Genomic DNA, 15435 nt, shown 5'->3' on the forward strand with positions numbered 1-15435 from the left:
GCCCCCAACGCGAGGCACACCCGGAACGACGACGCTCAGCCCCACCGGCCTCCCAACCCCCACCAACGGGAGGGGACAGACCGGAGGACGAAGTCTGTAGGGCTGTCACCGCACCCGACAACACCACGCCCGCCGCTGGGGGTACCTCCCACGCCCTTTAGGCAGTGGGGGAGCAACGGCGAGAAGCAACCACGGCGGAACAGCCGACAACGTACGGGGCGCCGCAAAGCGCGCAACGGCGAGACGACCCGCGGCGGGACGGCCAGGTACGTGCGGGGGCGCCGCAAAGCGCAACGGCGAGCAACCCCCGCGGCGGGTCAGCCGACTACGTGGGGCGTCAACCAGACAGCACCGCGTCGATGATCTTTGACCATTGCTCCACCACCCGCGCCCGGCGGGCCGAGTCGTCCGTCAGGAGGTTTGCGAGGCCCAGGCCGCGGGCCATGTCGAGCAGGCCCTGCACCGTTTCGCGGACGCCGGGGGCCGACTCGTCCGCGTCGAGCAGAGCGACCGCCGTGCGGTGGGCCTCCCGGCCGACGCGTGCCTCCAGGGCGGTGACGCGCTCGCGGAGCTGCTCCTCGTCGGAGGCGGCCACCCACAGGTGCAGGGCCGCCCGGAACAGCGGTCCCGTGTAGAGGCCGACGAGTTCCTCGACGATGATCCGGGTGCGGGCGATCGAGCCGGCCGGCGGCAGGTTGGGCGCCACCGCCTTCAGGGCGCCCTGGCGTTTTTCCGCGACGTGCTCGACGGCCGCGGTGAAGAGGTCCTCACGGGTGCGGAAGTGGTGCTGGGCGGCGCCCCGGGAGACGCCCGCGCGCTCGGCGACCAGGGACACCGTGCTGCCGCTCCAGCCGCGTTCGGCGAGGCAGGAGATCGCGGCCTCCAGCAGCTTGCGGCGGGTGGCGCGGCTGCGGTCCTGCTGCGGTTCCTTGCCGGTCTGCGGCCGGCCGCCCGCCTGCGGCCGACCATCGGTTCGCGGCTCGTTGCCCGTCCGGCCGTCCCGGGCCGGGGTCAGCGCGCCCATGCCGGGGCCCGTCGCGCCAGGAAGGCGGTCATGCCCTCGCGGGCCTCGGCAGAGGCGAAGAGGCGTGCGGACTCCTCCGCCAGTGCGTCCGTGTCACGGTCGAAGACGGCCAGTACTTCCGCGGTGACCAGCTTCTTCGATGCCGCGAGGCCCTGGGGGGAGCCCTTGCGCAGGCCGTCCAGTACGGGGGCCAGGCCGGTGTCGACGTCGTCGGCGGCGAGCGTGACCAGACCGATCCGGGCCGCCTCCGCCGGGCCGAACGTCTCGCCCGTCAGGTAGTAGCGGCCCGCGGCCCGCGCGTCGATGCGGGGCAGCAGCGGCAGCGAGATGACGGCCGGGGCGAGCCCGAGCCGGGCCTCGGTGAAGGCGAAGGTGGCCGCCGGGCCCGCCACCGCGATGTCGCACGCGCCGAGCAGCCCCAGGCCGCCGGCGCGGACGTGGCCGGTGACCCGGGCGACGACGGGCCGCGGCAGGGCCACGACGGCGCGCAGCAGCCGGGCGAGCTCCAGCGGCCCGTCCTTCGCCGCGCCCGACGTGGCCTCGGTGAGGTCCGCGCCGGCGCAGAACGTCGTGCCCGTGTGGGTCAGCACGACCGCCCGGGTGCCGTCGTCGGCCGCGGCGTCCGCGAGGGCCTGGTGCAGTTCGGCCACCAGCCGGGCGGAGAGCGCGTTGCGGTTGTGCGGCGAGTCCAGCGTGAGGGTGGTGATGCCGCGCTCGTGGGAGCGCGTCACCAGCGGTGTCACGGGTGTGTCGGTCATCGGGCGGTCGAACTCCTTTCCCGGGCGGGTGCGTTGACGCCGCACGGCTGAGGATCTTTCCGGGGCCGGGCGGTGGGGCGGTGGGGCGGGGTCGCGGTGGTCCGCCCCACCGCACAGGATCATTGCCGCTCAGTACGACTTGGGCAGGCCCAGGGTCTGGTGCGAGACGAAATTGAGGATCATCTCGCGGCTGACCGGTGCGATGCGGGCGACCCGGGCGGCGGTGATCAGGGAGGCCAGGCCGTACTCCTGGGTGAGGCCGTTGCCGCCGAGGGTGTGGACGGCCTGGTCGACGGCCTTCACACAGGCTTCCCCCGCCGCGTACTTGGCCATGTTCGCGGCCTCACCGGCGGCCGGATCGTCACCGGCGTCGTAGAGATGCGCGGCCTTCTGCATCATCAGCCGGGCCAGTTCCAGTTCGATGTGGGCCTGGGCGAGCGGGTGGGCGACGGCCTGGTGCGCGCCGATCGGTTCCTTCCACACCTGGCGGGTGCGGGCGTAGTCGACGGCCCGGTCGAGGGCGTAGCGGCCCATGCCGAGGGCGAACGCGGCGGTCATGATGCGTTCGGGGTTGAGCCCGGCGAAGAGCTGGCGGAGCCCCGCGTCCTCATCGCCCACAAGGGCGTCGGCGGGGAGGCGTACGTCGTCCAGGGCCAGTTCGAACTGCTTCTCCGCGGCGGCCAGTTCCATCGGGATGTGGCTGCGGCCGAAGCCGGGGGTGTCGCGCGGGACGATGAACAGGCAGGGCTTGAGCTTGCCGGTGCGGGCGTCCGACGTGCGCCCCACGATGAGGGTGGCGTCCGCGATGTCCACGCCGGAGATGAACACCTTGCGGCCGTTGAGTATCCAGTCCCCGCCGTCCTTGCGGGCGGTGGTGGTGATCCGGTGCGAGTTGGAGCCCGCGTCGGGCTCGGTGATGCCGAACGCCATGGTCCGGGAGCCGTCGGCCAGACCCGGCAGCCAGGCCCGCTTCTGCTCCTCGGTGCCGAAGCGGGCGATCACGGTGCCGCAGATCGCGGGCGAGACCACCATCATCAACAGCGGGCAGCCGGCCGCCCCCAACTCCTCCAGTACGATGGAGAGTTCGGCGATGCCGCCGCCCCCGCCGCCGTACTCCTCCGGGAGGTTCACGCCGAGGTAGCCGAGCTTGGCCGCCTCGGTCCACAGCTCGTCGAGGTGGCCGCCGGCTCCGACGACGCGGGTCAGGTACGCGCGGCCGTAGCGCTTGCCGAGGGCCGCGACGGCGGCGCGCAGGGCCTGGTGCTCTTCGGTTTCGAGGACGGTGCTCATGCGGGCGTTCCCTCCTGTACGACGTCGGCGAGGTCCGCGACGTCTACGACGGCCAGCAGCGCGCCGACCTCGACCTGACGGCCGACGGCGGCGTGCAGGGCGGTGAGCGTTCCGGCGGCGGGAGAGGCGATGCGGTGCTCCATCTTCATGGCCTCCAGCCAGATCAGGGGCTGTCCGGCGGTGACGGCGGCGCCCTCGGCGAGCCCTTCGGCGACGCGGACCACGGTGCCGGGCATGGGCGCGAGCAGGGAGCCGGGGGCGCGCTGTTCGCCGGGGTCGGTGAACCGGGGCAGGGCGGTGAGGGCGACGTCGTTGACGTGGACGCGGTCGCCGTACGTGTGGACGCGGTACTTCCTTTGCACCCCGTCGACTTCGAGCACGACGCGGGTCGGTGCGGCGTGCACGATCCGCACTCCTTCGGCTTGGAGTCCGTCGCGGGTGTGCCGGTGGCGGACCTCGTGCACGGTGCCGTACGGCTCGGAGCGGTAGCGGGTGCGCTGGGGCTGCGAGGGGACGTTGCGGAACCCGCCGAAGCGGGACGCCCCGACGGCCCCGGCCAGGGCGGCGGCGAGCGGCGCGTAGGGGTCCTCGGCGGGGGCCGTCAGCTCGGTGAGGTGCCGGTCGTAGAAGCCGGTGTCCATCCGGGCGGCCGTGAACCCGGGGTGGCGCAGGGACCGGATGAGCAGGTCGCGGTTGGTGACCGGGCCGTGCACCTCGCCCCGTTCCAGTGCTCCGGCGAGCGTGCGGACGGCGGCGGCGCGGGTGGGTGCGTACGCCACGACCTTGGCGAGCATGGCGTCGTAGTGCACGCCGATGGTGTCGCCGTCGGTGTACCCGGTGTCGAGGCGGACGGAGTCCGGTACGGCGAGGCGGTGCAGGGTGCCGGTCTGCGGCGCGAAGCCGGCGGCCGGGTCCTCGGCGTACAGGCGGGCCTCGACGGCGTGTCCGCGCGGCTCCGGGGGCGTGGCGTCCAGGGCCTCGCCCTCGGCGATCCGCAGCTGCCACGCGACGAGGTCGAGGCCGTACACCGCCTCGGTGACGGGGTGCTCGACCTGGAGGCGGGTGTTCATCTCCAGGAAGTGGGCGGTGGGCCCTCCGGCGCCGTGGGTGACGAGGAACTCGACGGTCCCCGCGCCGACGTACTCGGTGGCCCGCACGGCGCGCTCGGCCCACTCATGGAGTTCTGCGACGAGTGCGGGGGCGAGTCCCGGCGCCGGCGCCTCCTCGATCACCTTCTGGTGGCGGCGCTGCAGCGAGCAGTCGCGGGTGCCGAGCACCCACACCGTGCCGTGGGCATCGGCGAGCACCTGTACCTCGACGTGCCGGCCGTCCTCGACGTACGGCTCGACGAACACCTCACCGTCCCCGAAGGCGGACCGCGCCTCGGCCCGGGCCGCCGCCAACTCGCCCTCCAGGTCGGCCAGTTCGCGCACGACCCGCATGCCGCGCCCGCCGCCGCCCGCGGCGGCCTTCACCAGCACCGGCAGATCGGACTCGGTCACCTCCCCCAGCGGGGTGATGCCCATCAGCTCCTTGGCGCGGGTCTTGGACGCCATCGCCTCGATCGCCTCGGGCGGCGGCCCGATCCAGACGAGCCCGGCGTCGGTGACGGCCCGCGCGAACCCGGCGTTCTCGGACAGGAACCCGTACCCGGGGTGGACGGCGTCGGCGCCCGCGTCCAGGGCGGCCTGCACGACGAGGTCGGCGCGCAGGTAGGTGTCGGCGGGGGCGGCCCCCGGCAGTCGTACGGCGAGGTCGGCCTCCCGTACGTGCAGGGCGTCCGCGTCCGGGTCCGAGTGCACGGCGACGGTACGTATCCCCAGCTCACGGCAGGTACGGAAGACACGGCAGGCGATCTCGCCGCGGTTGGCGACGAGGAGCGAACGGATCACGGGAACCTCACATCCGGAAGACGCCGAAGCCGCCGCGGGCGCCCTCGTACGGTGCGGTGTGGATCGCGGACAGGCAGATGCCGAGGACGGTGCGGGTGTCGCGCGGATCGATGACGCCGTCGTCGTAGAGCCGCCCGGACAGGAACATCGGCAGCGACTCGGCCTCGATCTGCTGCTCGACCATGGCGCGCAGCGCGGCGTCGGCCTCCTCGTCGTACGCCTGTCCCTTCGCGGCGGCGGACTGCCGCGCGACGATCGAGAGGACGCCGGCGAGCTGCTGCGGGCCCATGACGGCCGACTTGGCGCTGGGCCAGGCGAAGAGGAAACGGGGGTCGTAGGCGCGGCCGCACATGCCGTAGTGGCCGGCGCCGTAGGAGGCGCCCATGAGGACGGAGAGGTGGGGGACGCGGCTGTTGCTGACCGCGTTGATCATCATCGAGCCGTGCTTGATGATGCCGCCCTGCTCGTACTCCTTGCCGACCATGTAGCCGGTGGTGTTGTGGAGGAAGAGCAGCGGGATGTCGCGCTGGTTGGCGAGCTGGATGAACTGGGCGGCCTTCTGGGACTCGGCGCTGAAGAGCACCCCCTGGGCGTTGGCGAGGATCCCGACGGGGTAGCCGTGCAGCGCCGCCCACCCGGTGACGAGACTGCTCCCGTACAGCGGCTTGAACTCGTCGAAGTCGGAGGCGTCGACGATGCGGGCGATGACCTCGCGCGGGTCGAAGGGCACCTTCAGGTCGTCGGGGACGATGCCGAGGAGTTCGTCCGGGTCGTACTTGGGTGGTTCGGCGGGCGGTGGATCGCCGTACGCCTTGCGGTGGTTGAGGCGGGCGACGACCCGTCGGGCCTGCCGGACGGCGTCCTCCTCGTCGACGGCGAAGTGGTCGGCGAGGCCGGACGTGCGGGCGTGCATCCCGGCGCCGCCGAGGGACTCGTCGTCGCTCTCCTCGCCCGTGGCCATCTTCACCAGCGGCGGTCCGCCGAGGAAGACCTTGGCCTGCTCCTTCACCATGATCACGTGGTCGGACATGCCGGGGACGTACGCGCCGCCGGCGGTGGAATTGCCGAAGACGACGGCGACGGTGGGGATCCCCGCGGCGGACAGGCGGGTGAGGTCGCGGAAGATGCCGCCGCCCGGGATGAAGATCTCCTTCTGCGACGGCAGATCGGCCCCGCCGGACTCGACCAGCGAGATGCAGGGCAGCCGGTTGGCGAACGCGATCTCGTTCGCCCGCAGGGCCTTCTTCAGGGACCACGGGTTGCTGGCGCCGCCGCGCACGGTCGGGTCGTTGGCGGTGATCAGGCACTCGACGCCCTCGACGACGCCGATGCCGGTGACGAGCGAGGCACCGACGGCGTAATCGCTTCCCCAGGCGGCGAGCGGGGAGAGCTCCAGGAACGGGGTGTCGGGGTCGAGCAGCAGCTCGATGCGTTCGCGGGCGAGCAACTTGCCGCGCTTGCGGTGCCGTTGGACGTACTTCTCGCCCCCGCCCGCGAGGGCCTTGGCGTGTTCCGCCTCGACCTCGGCCAGTTTGGCGAGCATCGCGGTGCGCCGCTCGGCGTAGCCGGGGCCGGCGGTGTCGAGTGCGGTTCCCAGTACGGTCACAACAGCTCCTCGGGTATGTCCAGGTGCCGGGCGCGCAGCCATTCCCCCAGGGCCTTGGCCTGCGGGTCGAACCGGGCCTGGGCCGCGGCGCCCTCGCCGAGCAGCCCGTCGACGGTGAAGTTCAGGGCCCGCAGCCGCGGCAGGACATGGCGGGCGACGGGCAGCTCGGCGGTCTCCGGCAGGAGGTGGCGGAAGCGGTCGACGGTGAGGGTGTGGGCGAGCCAGCGCCAGGCCGCGTCGGTACGGGCCCAGACCCCGACGTTCGCCGCGCCGCCCTTGTCGCCGCTGCGGGCCCCGGCGACCAGTCCCAGCGGCGCCCGCCGGGTGGCGGTGGCGGGCAGCGGCGCGGGCAACGGCGGTTCCGGCACCGGCACCGGTGCGGCCGACTCCTCGGCCGGCGGGATCGCGACCCGCTCCCCGTCCGGGAGGACGGCCACCTGCCGCACCTCCGCCCGCGGGACCGCCACCGCCTCGAACACCCCGTAGGGGGCGCCCTTGCCGGGCGGCGCGGTCAGATGGAATCCGGGGTAACTGGCCAGCGCCAGCTCGACCGCGGCGCCGCTGACCACCCGCCCGACCGCCTCCTGGTCGGCGTCCCGCACCGTCAGCCGCAGCAGCGCGCCGGCCTCCTCCTGGACGTCGGCGTCGGCCCGGTCCGTACGGGCCAGCGTCCAGCGCACCTCGGCCGGCCGCCGGCCCGCCGCGTCGAAGGCCGCCGCCATCTGCGTCCGCACCAGCTCGGCCTTGGCCTCGATGTCCAGCCCGGTCAGCACGAAGGTGACCTCGTTGCGCCAGCCGCCGAGCCGGGTCAGCCCCACCTTGAGGTCCGGCGGCGGCGCCTCGCCGCGCACCCCCTCGATCCGCACCCGGTCCGGGCCGTCCTGGGCGAGCCGTACGGTGTCCAGCCGCGTGGTGACGTCCGGCCCCGGGTAGCGCGCACCGGCCGTCTCGTACAGCAGCTGGGCGGTGACCGTCCCGGTGTCGACCACCCCGCCGGTCCCCGGGTGTTTGGTGATCACCGCGGAGCCGTCCGCGGCGATCTCCGCGAGCGGGAAACCGGGCCGCCGCACGTCGTGCGCCGCGAAGAAGGAGTAGTTGCCGCCGGTCGCCTGCGCCCCGCACTCCAGCACGTGCCCGGCCGCCACCGCCCCCGCCAGCCGGTCGAAGTCCGTCCGCGCCCAGCCGAAGTGCGCGGCGGCGGCCCCGCTGACCAGCGCGGCGTCCGTGACACGCCCGGTGATCACCACATCGGCCCCGGCCCGCAGACAGGCCGCGATGCCCTCGCCGCCGAGATAGGCATTGGCGGTGAGCACCCCGTCGCCCCAGGACCGGCGGCCCAGCAGATCGTCACCCTCCACATGCGCCACCCGCACCGGCACACCGGCCTTCTCCGCCACCTCCCGCACGGCGTCCGCGAGCCCGGCCGGGTTGAGCCCGCCCGCGTTGGTGACGATCCGCACGCCCCGCTCGACGGCGAGCCCGAGGGACGCCGCCAGCTGCCGCAGGAAGGTCCTGGCGTAGCCGCGGGACGGGTCCTTCAGCCGGTCCCGCCCCAGGATCAGCATGGTGAGCTCGGCGAGGTAGTCGCCGGTCAGGACGTCGAGCGGCCCGCCGGTCAGCATCTCCTCGAACGCACTGAACCGGTCGCCGTAGAAGCCGGAGGCGTTGCCTATCCGCAGCGGCCCGCCGCCGCTCACGCGGTGGCTCCCCCGGCCCCGGGCGCCCGCCCCTTCCCCGGCGGGCCGGCGAACGCCTGGGCGATGCCCAGCCAGCGCTCCGCCTCCGCCCCCTCCGCGCGCACGGACGGCAGATCGTCGCGGTGCGCCCGCTGGGTCACCAGCAGGCAGAACTCCAGCGCGTCCGCGGTCACCCGCTGCCCGGCCCCGGCCGGCCCGTACGCCCAGACCGTACCGTCCGGCGCCCGCAGCTCGACCCTGAACTCCTCGGCGGGCGGGACGAGTTGGTGCGCGGCATAGGAGAAGTCCCGGGCGCGTACGCCGATCCGGGCGACGTGCCGCAGCCGCGCGGTGGGCAGCCGGGTGACGCCCAGCGCATCGGCGACGTCCTGCCCGTGCGCCCAGGTCTCCATCAGCCGTCCGGTCGCCATCGACAGGGCGCTCATCGGCGGCCCGAACCACGGCAGCTTCTCCCCCGCCGGCCGCTCGGCCAGCACCCGCAGCAGCCGCTCACGGCCGGCCCGCCAGTCGGCGAGCAGCTCCGCGGGCGGCACCGCGGCGCCCGCCTCGGCGGCCTCGTCGACGAAGGTCAGCGGCGAGGCGAGCGCCTCTCGCGCGGCCCGCGCAAACCCCTCCGGGTCGGTCGCCGACCGCAGCGCCTGCCGGTCCGTCCAGGCCAGATGCGCGATCTGATGGGCGACCGTCCACCCCTCGGCGGGCGTCGCCTCCGCCCACCGCGCGGCCGGCAACCCGGCCACCAGCGCGTCCAGCTCCTCGCTCTCGGCCTGGAGGTCCGCCCATACGGCACCGGGGTCACGGTCGGACACGGGGCACTCCCCTCGTCGGCCCCAACTGCCTTCACGGCAGGGGGCGTTGACTCATCGGGTGATGACTGGACGACGTGCGGTCCGAGCGTGCCAGCGCACCGAGAAACAATCAAGCACGCCTGCATGATTTCGGCCTACGCAATGACCACTCAGCCCTGCACCCCCGCGCCCGCGCGGGGGTGCAGCCCTCCTACACGATCAGGCGCACCACCGACGCCGAAGATCACCCGGGAACGCCCGGAACCGCGGTTCGCGCTACCCGCGGACACCACCGGCCGCGGGCCCCGGCGGCGGAGCCGGCCGGTTCACCGCGCCGCCGACCGCACCGCCCCCACACTCGCGACGACCACCAACCCGATCGCGACGATCTCCGGCCACCCCAGCGCCTGGCCCAGCACCAGGAACCCGGCGGTGGCCGCGGCGGCCGGTTCCAGGCTCATCATCACCGCGAAACCCGACGCCGGAAGCTTGCGCAGGGCAAGCAGCTCCAGCGTGTACGGCAGCACCGACGACATCAGCGCCACCGCGGCCCCCAGCCCCAGCGTGACCGGGTCGAGCAACGCACCACCCGCACTGAACACCCCGAGCGGCAGACTGAGCAGCGCCGCCACGGTCATCGCCAGCGCCAGCCCGTCCGCCTGCGGGAAACGCTGTCCCGTACGGGCGGAGAGCAGGATGTACGCGGCCCACAGCCCGCCGGCGGCCAGCGCGAACCCCGCGCCGACGAGGTTCAGCCCGTCGAACCCCTCCCGTCCCAGCAGCGCCACCCCGCCGAACGCCAGCGCCGCCCACACCAGACTGAGCAGCCGCCGCGACGTGGCCACCGAAAGGATCAGCGGCCCGAGGAACTCCAGCGTCACCGCCGCCCCGAGCGGTATCCGGTCGATCGCCTGATAGAAGAGCGAGTTCATCCCCGCCAGGGCCACCCCGAACGCGAGCACCGTCCCCCAGTCCCCCCGCGAATGGCCGCGCACCTTGGGACGGCAGGCGATCAGCAGCACCAACGAGGCGACGACCAGCCGCAGCGTGACGACCCCGAGCGCCCCGGCCCGCGGGAAGAGCAGCACCGCCACCGACGACCCGAACTGCAGCGACACGATGCCGCCGACCACCAGCGCCACCGACCCGATCCGCCCGCGCGCCCCGCCGGCGCCGGCACCCGCGGCCCCGGCCTCCGCCGTCAGCACCTCGGGCGAGGCCGGCACCGGCCGGGGAATCCCCGGCCCGGGCGCACCCTGCGCGTGACCATGCCCCTGCGCGCTCTCCCCGCCCTGGGCGGGATCGTGGATGGAGGCGGCGGAAATACGTCCCTCAGGACCCTCGGACGAAGCGTTCACATCCCCACGCTAAGGCCCGCCCATCCGCTCCGTGAAATGCCGCTCTTCCTCTTGTTATGCTCCGCACGCATGAGCATCGAGCTGCGTCATTTCCGCTGCTTCCTCGCCATCGCGGACACCCTGAGCATCACCCGCGCCGGCGAACGCCTGCACCTGACCCAGCCGGCCGTCTCCCGAACGCTCCGCCAGCTCGAACAGGAACTGGGCCGCCGGCTCGTCGACCGCTCCACCCACCACCTCGCCCTCACCCCCGACGGCGCCGCCTTCCGCGACCAGGCGGCCATCGCCGTCACCGCCTTCGACCGCGCCCTGCGCCTCGGCCGGCACACCGCCTGGCCCCTCCGCCTGGGTCACGCCTGGTCCGCCGCCGGTACGGACACCACCGCCCTGCTCCGCCGCTGGCACCAGGTCCACCCCGACACCCCGCTCGAACTCCTCCGCATCGACGACCGCACGGCCGGCCTGGCCCGCGGCGACGTGGACGCGGCCCTCCTCCGCGGCGAGGTCCACACCCCCGGCCTGCTCACCGCCCAGCTCACCACCGAACCCCGCGTCGCCGGCCTCCCCGCCGACGACCCCCTGGCCCGCCGCCCCGCCCTCTCCCTCGCCGACCTCGCCACCCGCACCATCGCCCTCAACACCGTCTCCGGCACCACCACCCTCGACCTGTGGCCCGCCACGGCCCGCCCCACCTCCACCCTCCCCATCGCCAACCAGGACGACTGGTTCGCCGCCCTCACCGCCGGCCGCGCCGTAGGCGTCACCACCACCGCCACCGCCGACATGCACCCCCACCCCACCATCGCCTACGTCCCCCTCACCGACGCCCCACCCGTCCCCGTCCTCCTCGCCTGGCGCGACGCCCCGGGCCACCCCCGCATCCCGGACCTGATCCAGCTGGCACGGGAGGTGATGGGCGGAGCGGGACAAGGGGGCGGGGGGGGTGAGGAATTGAGGGGTGAGGAATGAGGAGGGTGAAGCGCTCCGGACTCAGGCCCGGAACTCGCCTCGCTTGACCGCGGCCACGAACGCCGACCGGCCGTCCGTGTTCATCCCCGCACCTCGTCCACGTCGTCATGGTCGCCGGCGGGGAGGGGTGGCGGGCTGCGCCGACCGCAGCCGCCGACTCCTCATCGGGATGCGCCCCGTCAGGCCGTACGACCTCCCGGCACACATGGCCGTGCGTCCCGTCAGTCCGAGCTGAACTTCTTCACCACGGCCCAGAGCACGACGATGACGCCGATGCCCAGGATGAGCCACTCCCACCAGTCGAGGACGCCGTCGCCGCCGCCTCCGTAGGTGCCGGTGTGGTGGTAGTGGTGGGAGTGGTGGGAGCCACGGGCCAGTAGCTCGTAGGTGAGGTCCCCCGTAATCGGCTTCATGGGGCGGAGGTTAGGGGGAGGCGAGCGGTGGGCGCCACGGTGGCACGGGTTCTGTGACCGGGATGGAATGCGGGGGGCGTGGCGTCCCACTCGTGGGGCGCAGGCGGGGAAGCCGTGGGGCGCAGGCAGGGAAGCGGTGGGGCTCAGGTGGGGAAGCGGTGGGCGAGCCGGCGCCAGGTGAGTTCGAGGAGGGCCGAGGCCACGAGGGCGATGCCGACGGCCGCCCAAGGCATCGTCGTACCGACCAGGCGGAGGTCGAAGAAGGTCTGGAGCCAGGGGGTGGCGAGGACGACGAGGAAGGCCACGGCCATGGCGAGGACGAGGGCGATCCGCCACCAGGTGTAGGGGCGGGCGATGATCGCCAGGACCCACAGGGCGGTGAGGAAGAGGGTCAGGGTCGCGGCGCTGGTTTCGGCGGCGAGGGAGCCGGGGCCGGTGTAGTGGGCGCGCGCCAGAAGGTAGGTGGCGAAGGCGGCCAAGCCGGTGATGAGGCCGGAGGGGATCGCGTAGCGCATGACCCGGCGCACGAAGTGCGGGCGGGCGCGCTCCGTGTTGGGGGCGAGGGCCAGGAAGAAGGCCGGCACGCCGATCGTCAGTGTGGACAGCAGGGTGAGGTGGCGGGGCAGGTACGGATAGGGGATCTGGCAACAGGCCACCAGGATCGCGAGCAGGACCGAGTAGACGGTCTTAGTGAGGAAGAGGGTCGCGACGCGGGTGATGTTGCCGATGACGCGGCGGCCCTCGGCGACCACCGAAGGGAGGGTCGCGAAGTTGTTGTTGAGCAGCACGATCTGGGCCACCGCGCGGGTGGCCTCGGAGCCGGATCCCATGGAGACGCCGATGTCGGCGTCCTTGAGGGCGAGCACGTCGTTCACGCCGTCGCCGGTCATCGCGACGGCGTGACCCCGGGACTGCAGGGCGCCGACCATGTCGCGCTTCTGCCGCGGGGTGACGCGGCCGAACACCGTGCCCTCGTCGAGGGCGGCGGCCAACGCGTCCCGTTCGGTGGGCAGTTGGGGGAGCTCACGGGCGTCCACGGGGGCGTCGGCACCCGGCAGCCCGAGCTTGCCGGCGACCGCGCCGACCGAGACCGCGTTGTCACCGGAGATGACCTTGGCGCGGACCCGCTGCTCGGCGAAGTAACGCAGGGTGTCGGGCGCATCGGGACGCAGCCGCTGTTCCAGAACGACCAGAGCCATGGGCCGGGCACCCTGGGCGACCTCGGGGTCGTCCAGCTCACGGGTGGCGCGGGCGAGGAGGAGAACGCGGAGGCCCTGGGCGTTGAGTTCGTCGGCCTCGGTCAGCCTGGGGTCCGCCGACGGCAGGAGGACGTCGGGAGCGCCCAGCAGCCAGGTGCTGGATTCGCCGCACGGCTCGCTGAAGGACGCGCCGCTGTATTTCCGGGCGGAGGAAAACGGGAGCGACCGGGTGCAACGCCAGGACCCGTCCGCAGGGTAGGCGTCGATCACGGCCTGGAGGGAGGCATTCGGACGGGGATCGGCGTCACCGAGGGCACCGAGGACCTGGCGGATGTAGGGGTCGCGGGTGGGGGGCTTGTCGGTGGCCGGCTCGTGGACGCAGGGCCCGTCGGAGTCATCGGTGCCGCCGGTGGCGGGCCCGCGACCGCAGGACTGGTCCATGTCGTCGATGCCGTCGGTGGCGCCGGTGGCGCCGGTGGCGCCGGTGGCGCCGGTGGCGCCGGTGGCGCCGGTGGCGCCGGTGGCGCCGGTGGCGTCAGTGGCGTCAGTGGCGTCAGTGGCGTCGAGGATGCGCAGGTCACAGACATCCATACCGCCCTCGGTGAGCGTGCCGGTCTTGTCCAGGCAGACCACGTCGACCCGGGCCAGGCCCTCGATGGCGGGGAGTTCCTGGACGAGGCACTGTTTGCGGCCGAGTCGGATGACGCCGATGGCGAAGGCAACGGACGTGAGCAGCACCAGCCCCTCGGGGATCATCGGGACGATACCGGCGACCATCCGGCGGATCGCGGCGTCGCCGGGCAGCCCGAGGGTGAGCAGATGGCTGAGGATCAGGCCGAGCGCGGTCGGGATCATCATCCACGTCACGTACTTGAGGATCCGGCTGATACCGGTGCGCAGTTCGGAGTGGACCAGGGTGAAACGGCTGGCCTCCTCCGCGAGCTGGGCGGCGTACGCCTGGCGGCCGACCCTGGTCGCGGTGAAGGCGCCGCCGCCGGCCACGACGAAGCTGCCGGACATCACCGGGTCCCCGGGCTTCTTCATGACCGGATCGGCCTCGCCGGTGAGCAGCGATTCGTCGATCTCCATCCCGTCGGCCTCCACCACCTCGCCGTCGACCACGACCTTGTCGCCGGGGCCGAGCTCGATGACGTCGTCGAGGACGACCTCGGAGGTGGGGACACGCGACGCGGTGCCGTCCCGGCGCACGGTCGGCTGCGCCTCGCCGATCACCGCCAGCTTGTCGAGCGTCCTCTTGGCGCGCAGTTCCTGAACGATGCCGATGCCGGTGTTGGCAACGATCACAAAGCCGAACAGGCCGTCCTGGATCGGCCCGACGACAAGAATGATCGCGAAGAGCACGCCAATGATCGCATTGAACCGCGTGAAGATATTGGCGCGGACAATCTCGCCAACCGAACGCGAGGACCGCACGGGAACGTCATTGACCTCCCCCCGCGCAACGCGTTCAGCGACTTCGGGGGGTGTCAGGCCAGGGGCGGGCGCGGCTGGGGCGGCCGGTTCGGCGGGTGCGGGGGGTGCGGTCAGTTCGGCGGGTGCGGTCGGCTCGGCTGGGGCGGCCGGTTCGGGGGGTGCGGCCGGTTCGACAGGTGCGGGGGGTGCGACCGGCTCGGCGGGTGCGGGGGGTTCCGAGTCCGCCGGTTCCCGCTTGGCCGGCTTCCGGTCGCCCGGGTCGTGGTCGGCGGGTTCTCGTTCGGTCGGCTCGCGGTCACCCCGCTCACGCCCGCCCGGCTCGCCGTGGTCCAGTTCACCATCGGTGGGTATCCGGCCATCCCGTCCGCCGTCGCCCGATTCACCGTCGGTCGGTTTCCAGCCACCCCGTTCACCCGGTTCACCCGGTTCACCGACGCCGCTCGGTGCCGGATGCTCGGTTCCGGTTCGGGCCCGCTCCGTCATGCCCTCGACGTTACGGGCGAAATGCCGGGATTACCCGTCGGCCGAGCGCCCGACCGAAGAGGCAAGGACGGAAGGCAGAAGACACAAGGCGGAAGGCGAAAGGCAGGAGAGGAAGAGAAAAGACGCGCCGGCCGCTCAGTGCGCGTCCGTGGTGGTCGCCGCCCGCTTGGCCGCGGCATCGCGCTTGATGGCGGCATCCCGCTTGCGGACGTACCAGATACCCAGCAGGCCGAGCCCGCCGCCGGCCAGGCACGTCCACACCCACCAGGCGTGACCACGGTCGGCGAACCAGCCGTAGAAGGGGAGCTGGCCGAGGAAGAGCACGAACCAGATGATGGTGCCGCCGGTGATCGTGCCGACGACGGGGCCCTCGAGAGGCGCCGGAGCCTCGCGCAGTTCGGACTTCTTCCACATGGTGCTCAGCTTACGGGGACCGGCCGAGCGGCCTTCCACCAGAGTTGCCATCGGGTGCGGCCCTTGCCTCCCAAGGGTCTACGCGCGGAGATAGCGATCACCGCATTGTTTAT

The 15435-nt window shown here is 73.2% G+C and carries 12 protein-coding genes; 1 reads left to right on the forward strand and 11 read right to left on the reverse strand.

The features are described from left to right. Window positions 1-337: 337 nt before the first annotated feature. The 8 genes from ACZ7MX_RS07525 to ACZ7MX_RS07560 all read right to left on the reverse strand — a co-directional run bounded on the left by ACZ7MX_RS07525 (window position 338) and on the right by ACZ7MX_RS07560 (window position 10260). The gene (locus tag ACZ7MX_RS07525; RefSeq protein WP_472130197.1) at window positions 338-1024 is read right to left on the reverse strand and encodes a TetR/AcrR family transcriptional regulator; all 687 of its coding nucleotides are present in this window, start codon (window positions 1022-1024) and stop codon (window positions 338-340) included. Continuing rightward, complete coding sequence (locus tag ACZ7MX_RS07530) at window positions 1012-1782, reverse strand: enoyl-CoA hydratase family protein (protein WP_472130199.1); 771 nt, start codon at window positions 1780-1782, stop codon at window positions 1012-1014. Before ACZ7MX_RS07530 ends, ACZ7MX_RS07525 begins: the two co-directional genes overlap by 13 nt. Before the next feature lie 129 nt (window positions 1783-1911). After that, window positions 1912-3072, reverse strand: coding sequence for an acyl-CoA dehydrogenase family protein (locus tag ACZ7MX_RS07535; protein ID WP_472130201.1), 1161 nt, complete (start codon window positions 3070-3072; stop codon window positions 1912-1914). Next, on the reverse strand, window positions 3069-4964 hold the full coding sequence (locus ACZ7MX_RS07540; protein ID WP_472130203.1) for an acetyl/propionyl/methylcrotonyl-CoA carboxylase subunit alpha: 1896 nt from the start codon (window positions 4962-4964) through the stop codon (window positions 3069-3071). The genes ACZ7MX_RS07535 and ACZ7MX_RS07540 overlap by 4 nt, the downstream gene beginning before the upstream one ends. A 7-nt stretch (window positions 4965-4971) precedes the next feature. After that, window positions 4972-6570, reverse strand: a complete 1599-nt coding sequence (locus ACZ7MX_RS07545) for an acyl-CoA carboxylase subunit beta (protein ID WP_472130205.1) — start codon at window positions 6568-6570, stop codon at window positions 4972-4974. Next, on the reverse strand, window positions 6567-8267 hold the full coding sequence (locus tag ACZ7MX_RS07550) for an acyclic terpene utilization AtuA family protein (RefSeq protein ID WP_472130207.1): 1701 nt from the start codon (window positions 8265-8267) through the stop codon (window positions 6567-6569). The genes ACZ7MX_RS07545 and ACZ7MX_RS07550 overlap by 4 nt, the downstream gene beginning before the upstream one ends. Next, on the reverse strand, window positions 8264-9073 hold the full coding sequence (locus tag ACZ7MX_RS07555) for a TIGR03084 family metal-binding protein (protein WP_472130209.1): 810 nt from the start codon (window positions 9071-9073) through the stop codon (window positions 8264-8266). The genes ACZ7MX_RS07550 and ACZ7MX_RS07555 overlap by 4 nt, the downstream gene beginning before the upstream one ends. Before the next feature lie 305 nt (window positions 9074-9378). Continuing rightward, the gene (locus ACZ7MX_RS07560) at window positions 9379-10260 is read right to left on the reverse strand and encodes an EamA family transporter (protein ID WP_472130614.1); all 882 of its coding nucleotides are present in this window, start codon (window positions 10258-10260) and stop codon (window positions 9379-9381) included. Between the two features lie 219 nt (window positions 10261-10479). On the opposite strand from ACZ7MX_RS07560, the gene ACZ7MX_RS07565 reads away from it, so the two are divergent. After that, entirely contained in the window at window positions 10480-11379 is a 900-nt protein-coding gene (locus ACZ7MX_RS07565; protein ID WP_472130211.1) for a LysR family transcriptional regulator, read from the forward strand. A 221-nt stretch (window positions 11380-11600) separates the two neighbouring features. Here the strand turns inward: ACZ7MX_RS07565 and ACZ7MX_RS07570 are convergent, their stop codons facing one another. The 3 genes from ACZ7MX_RS07570 to ACZ7MX_RS07580 form a co-directional block, all read right to left on the reverse strand. After that, window positions 11601-11792 (reverse strand): hypothetical protein, encoded by a 192-nt coding sequence (locus ACZ7MX_RS07570; protein WP_472130213.1) that lies wholly within the window; start codon window positions 11790-11792, stop codon window positions 11601-11603. A 143-nt stretch (window positions 11793-11935) separates the two neighbouring features. Further along, window positions 11936-14539: a cation-translocating P-type ATPase gene (locus tag ACZ7MX_RS07575; RefSeq protein ID WP_472130616.1), complete on the reverse strand. Its 2604-nt coding sequence runs from the start codon at window positions 14537-14539 to the stop codon at window positions 11936-11938. Between the two features lie 504 nt (window positions 14540-15043). After that, a complete protein-coding gene (locus ACZ7MX_RS07580; protein ID WP_201806804.1) occupies window positions 15044-15322 on the reverse strand; it encodes a DUF2530 domain-containing protein in 279 nt (92 codons plus the stop codon). Window positions 15323-15435 lie beyond the last annotated feature (113 nt).

It is taken from the genome of Streptomyces sp. NPDC107765, assembly GCF_055657085.1.

Excerpts from the sequence above, each read along its gene's own strand:
- ACZ7MX_RS07565 (WP_472130211.1), top strand. The coding sequence starts at position 10,480 with ATGAGCATCGAGCTGCGTCATTTCCGCTGCTTCCTCGCCATCGCGGAC.
- ACZ7MX_RS07535 (WP_472130201.1), bottom strand. The coding sequence starts at position 3,072 with ATGAGCACCGTCCTCGAAACCGAAGAGCACCAGGCCCTGCGCGCCGCC.
- ACZ7MX_RS07570 (WP_472130213.1), bottom strand. The coding sequence starts at position 11,792 with ATGAAGCCGATTACGGGGGACCTCACCTACGAGCTACTGGCCCGTGGC.
- ACZ7MX_RS07530 (WP_472130199.1), bottom strand. The coding sequence starts at position 1,782 with ATGACCGACACACCCGTGACACCGCTGGTGACGCGCTCCCACGAGCGC.
- ACZ7MX_RS07580 (WP_201806804.1), bottom strand. The coding sequence starts at position 15,322 with ATGTGGAAGAAGTCCGAACTGCGCGAGGCTCCGGCGCCTCTCGAGGGC.
- ACZ7MX_RS07525 (WP_472130197.1), bottom strand. The coding sequence starts at position 1,024 with ATGGGCGCGCTGACCCCGGCCCGGGACGGCCGGACGGGCAACGAGCCG.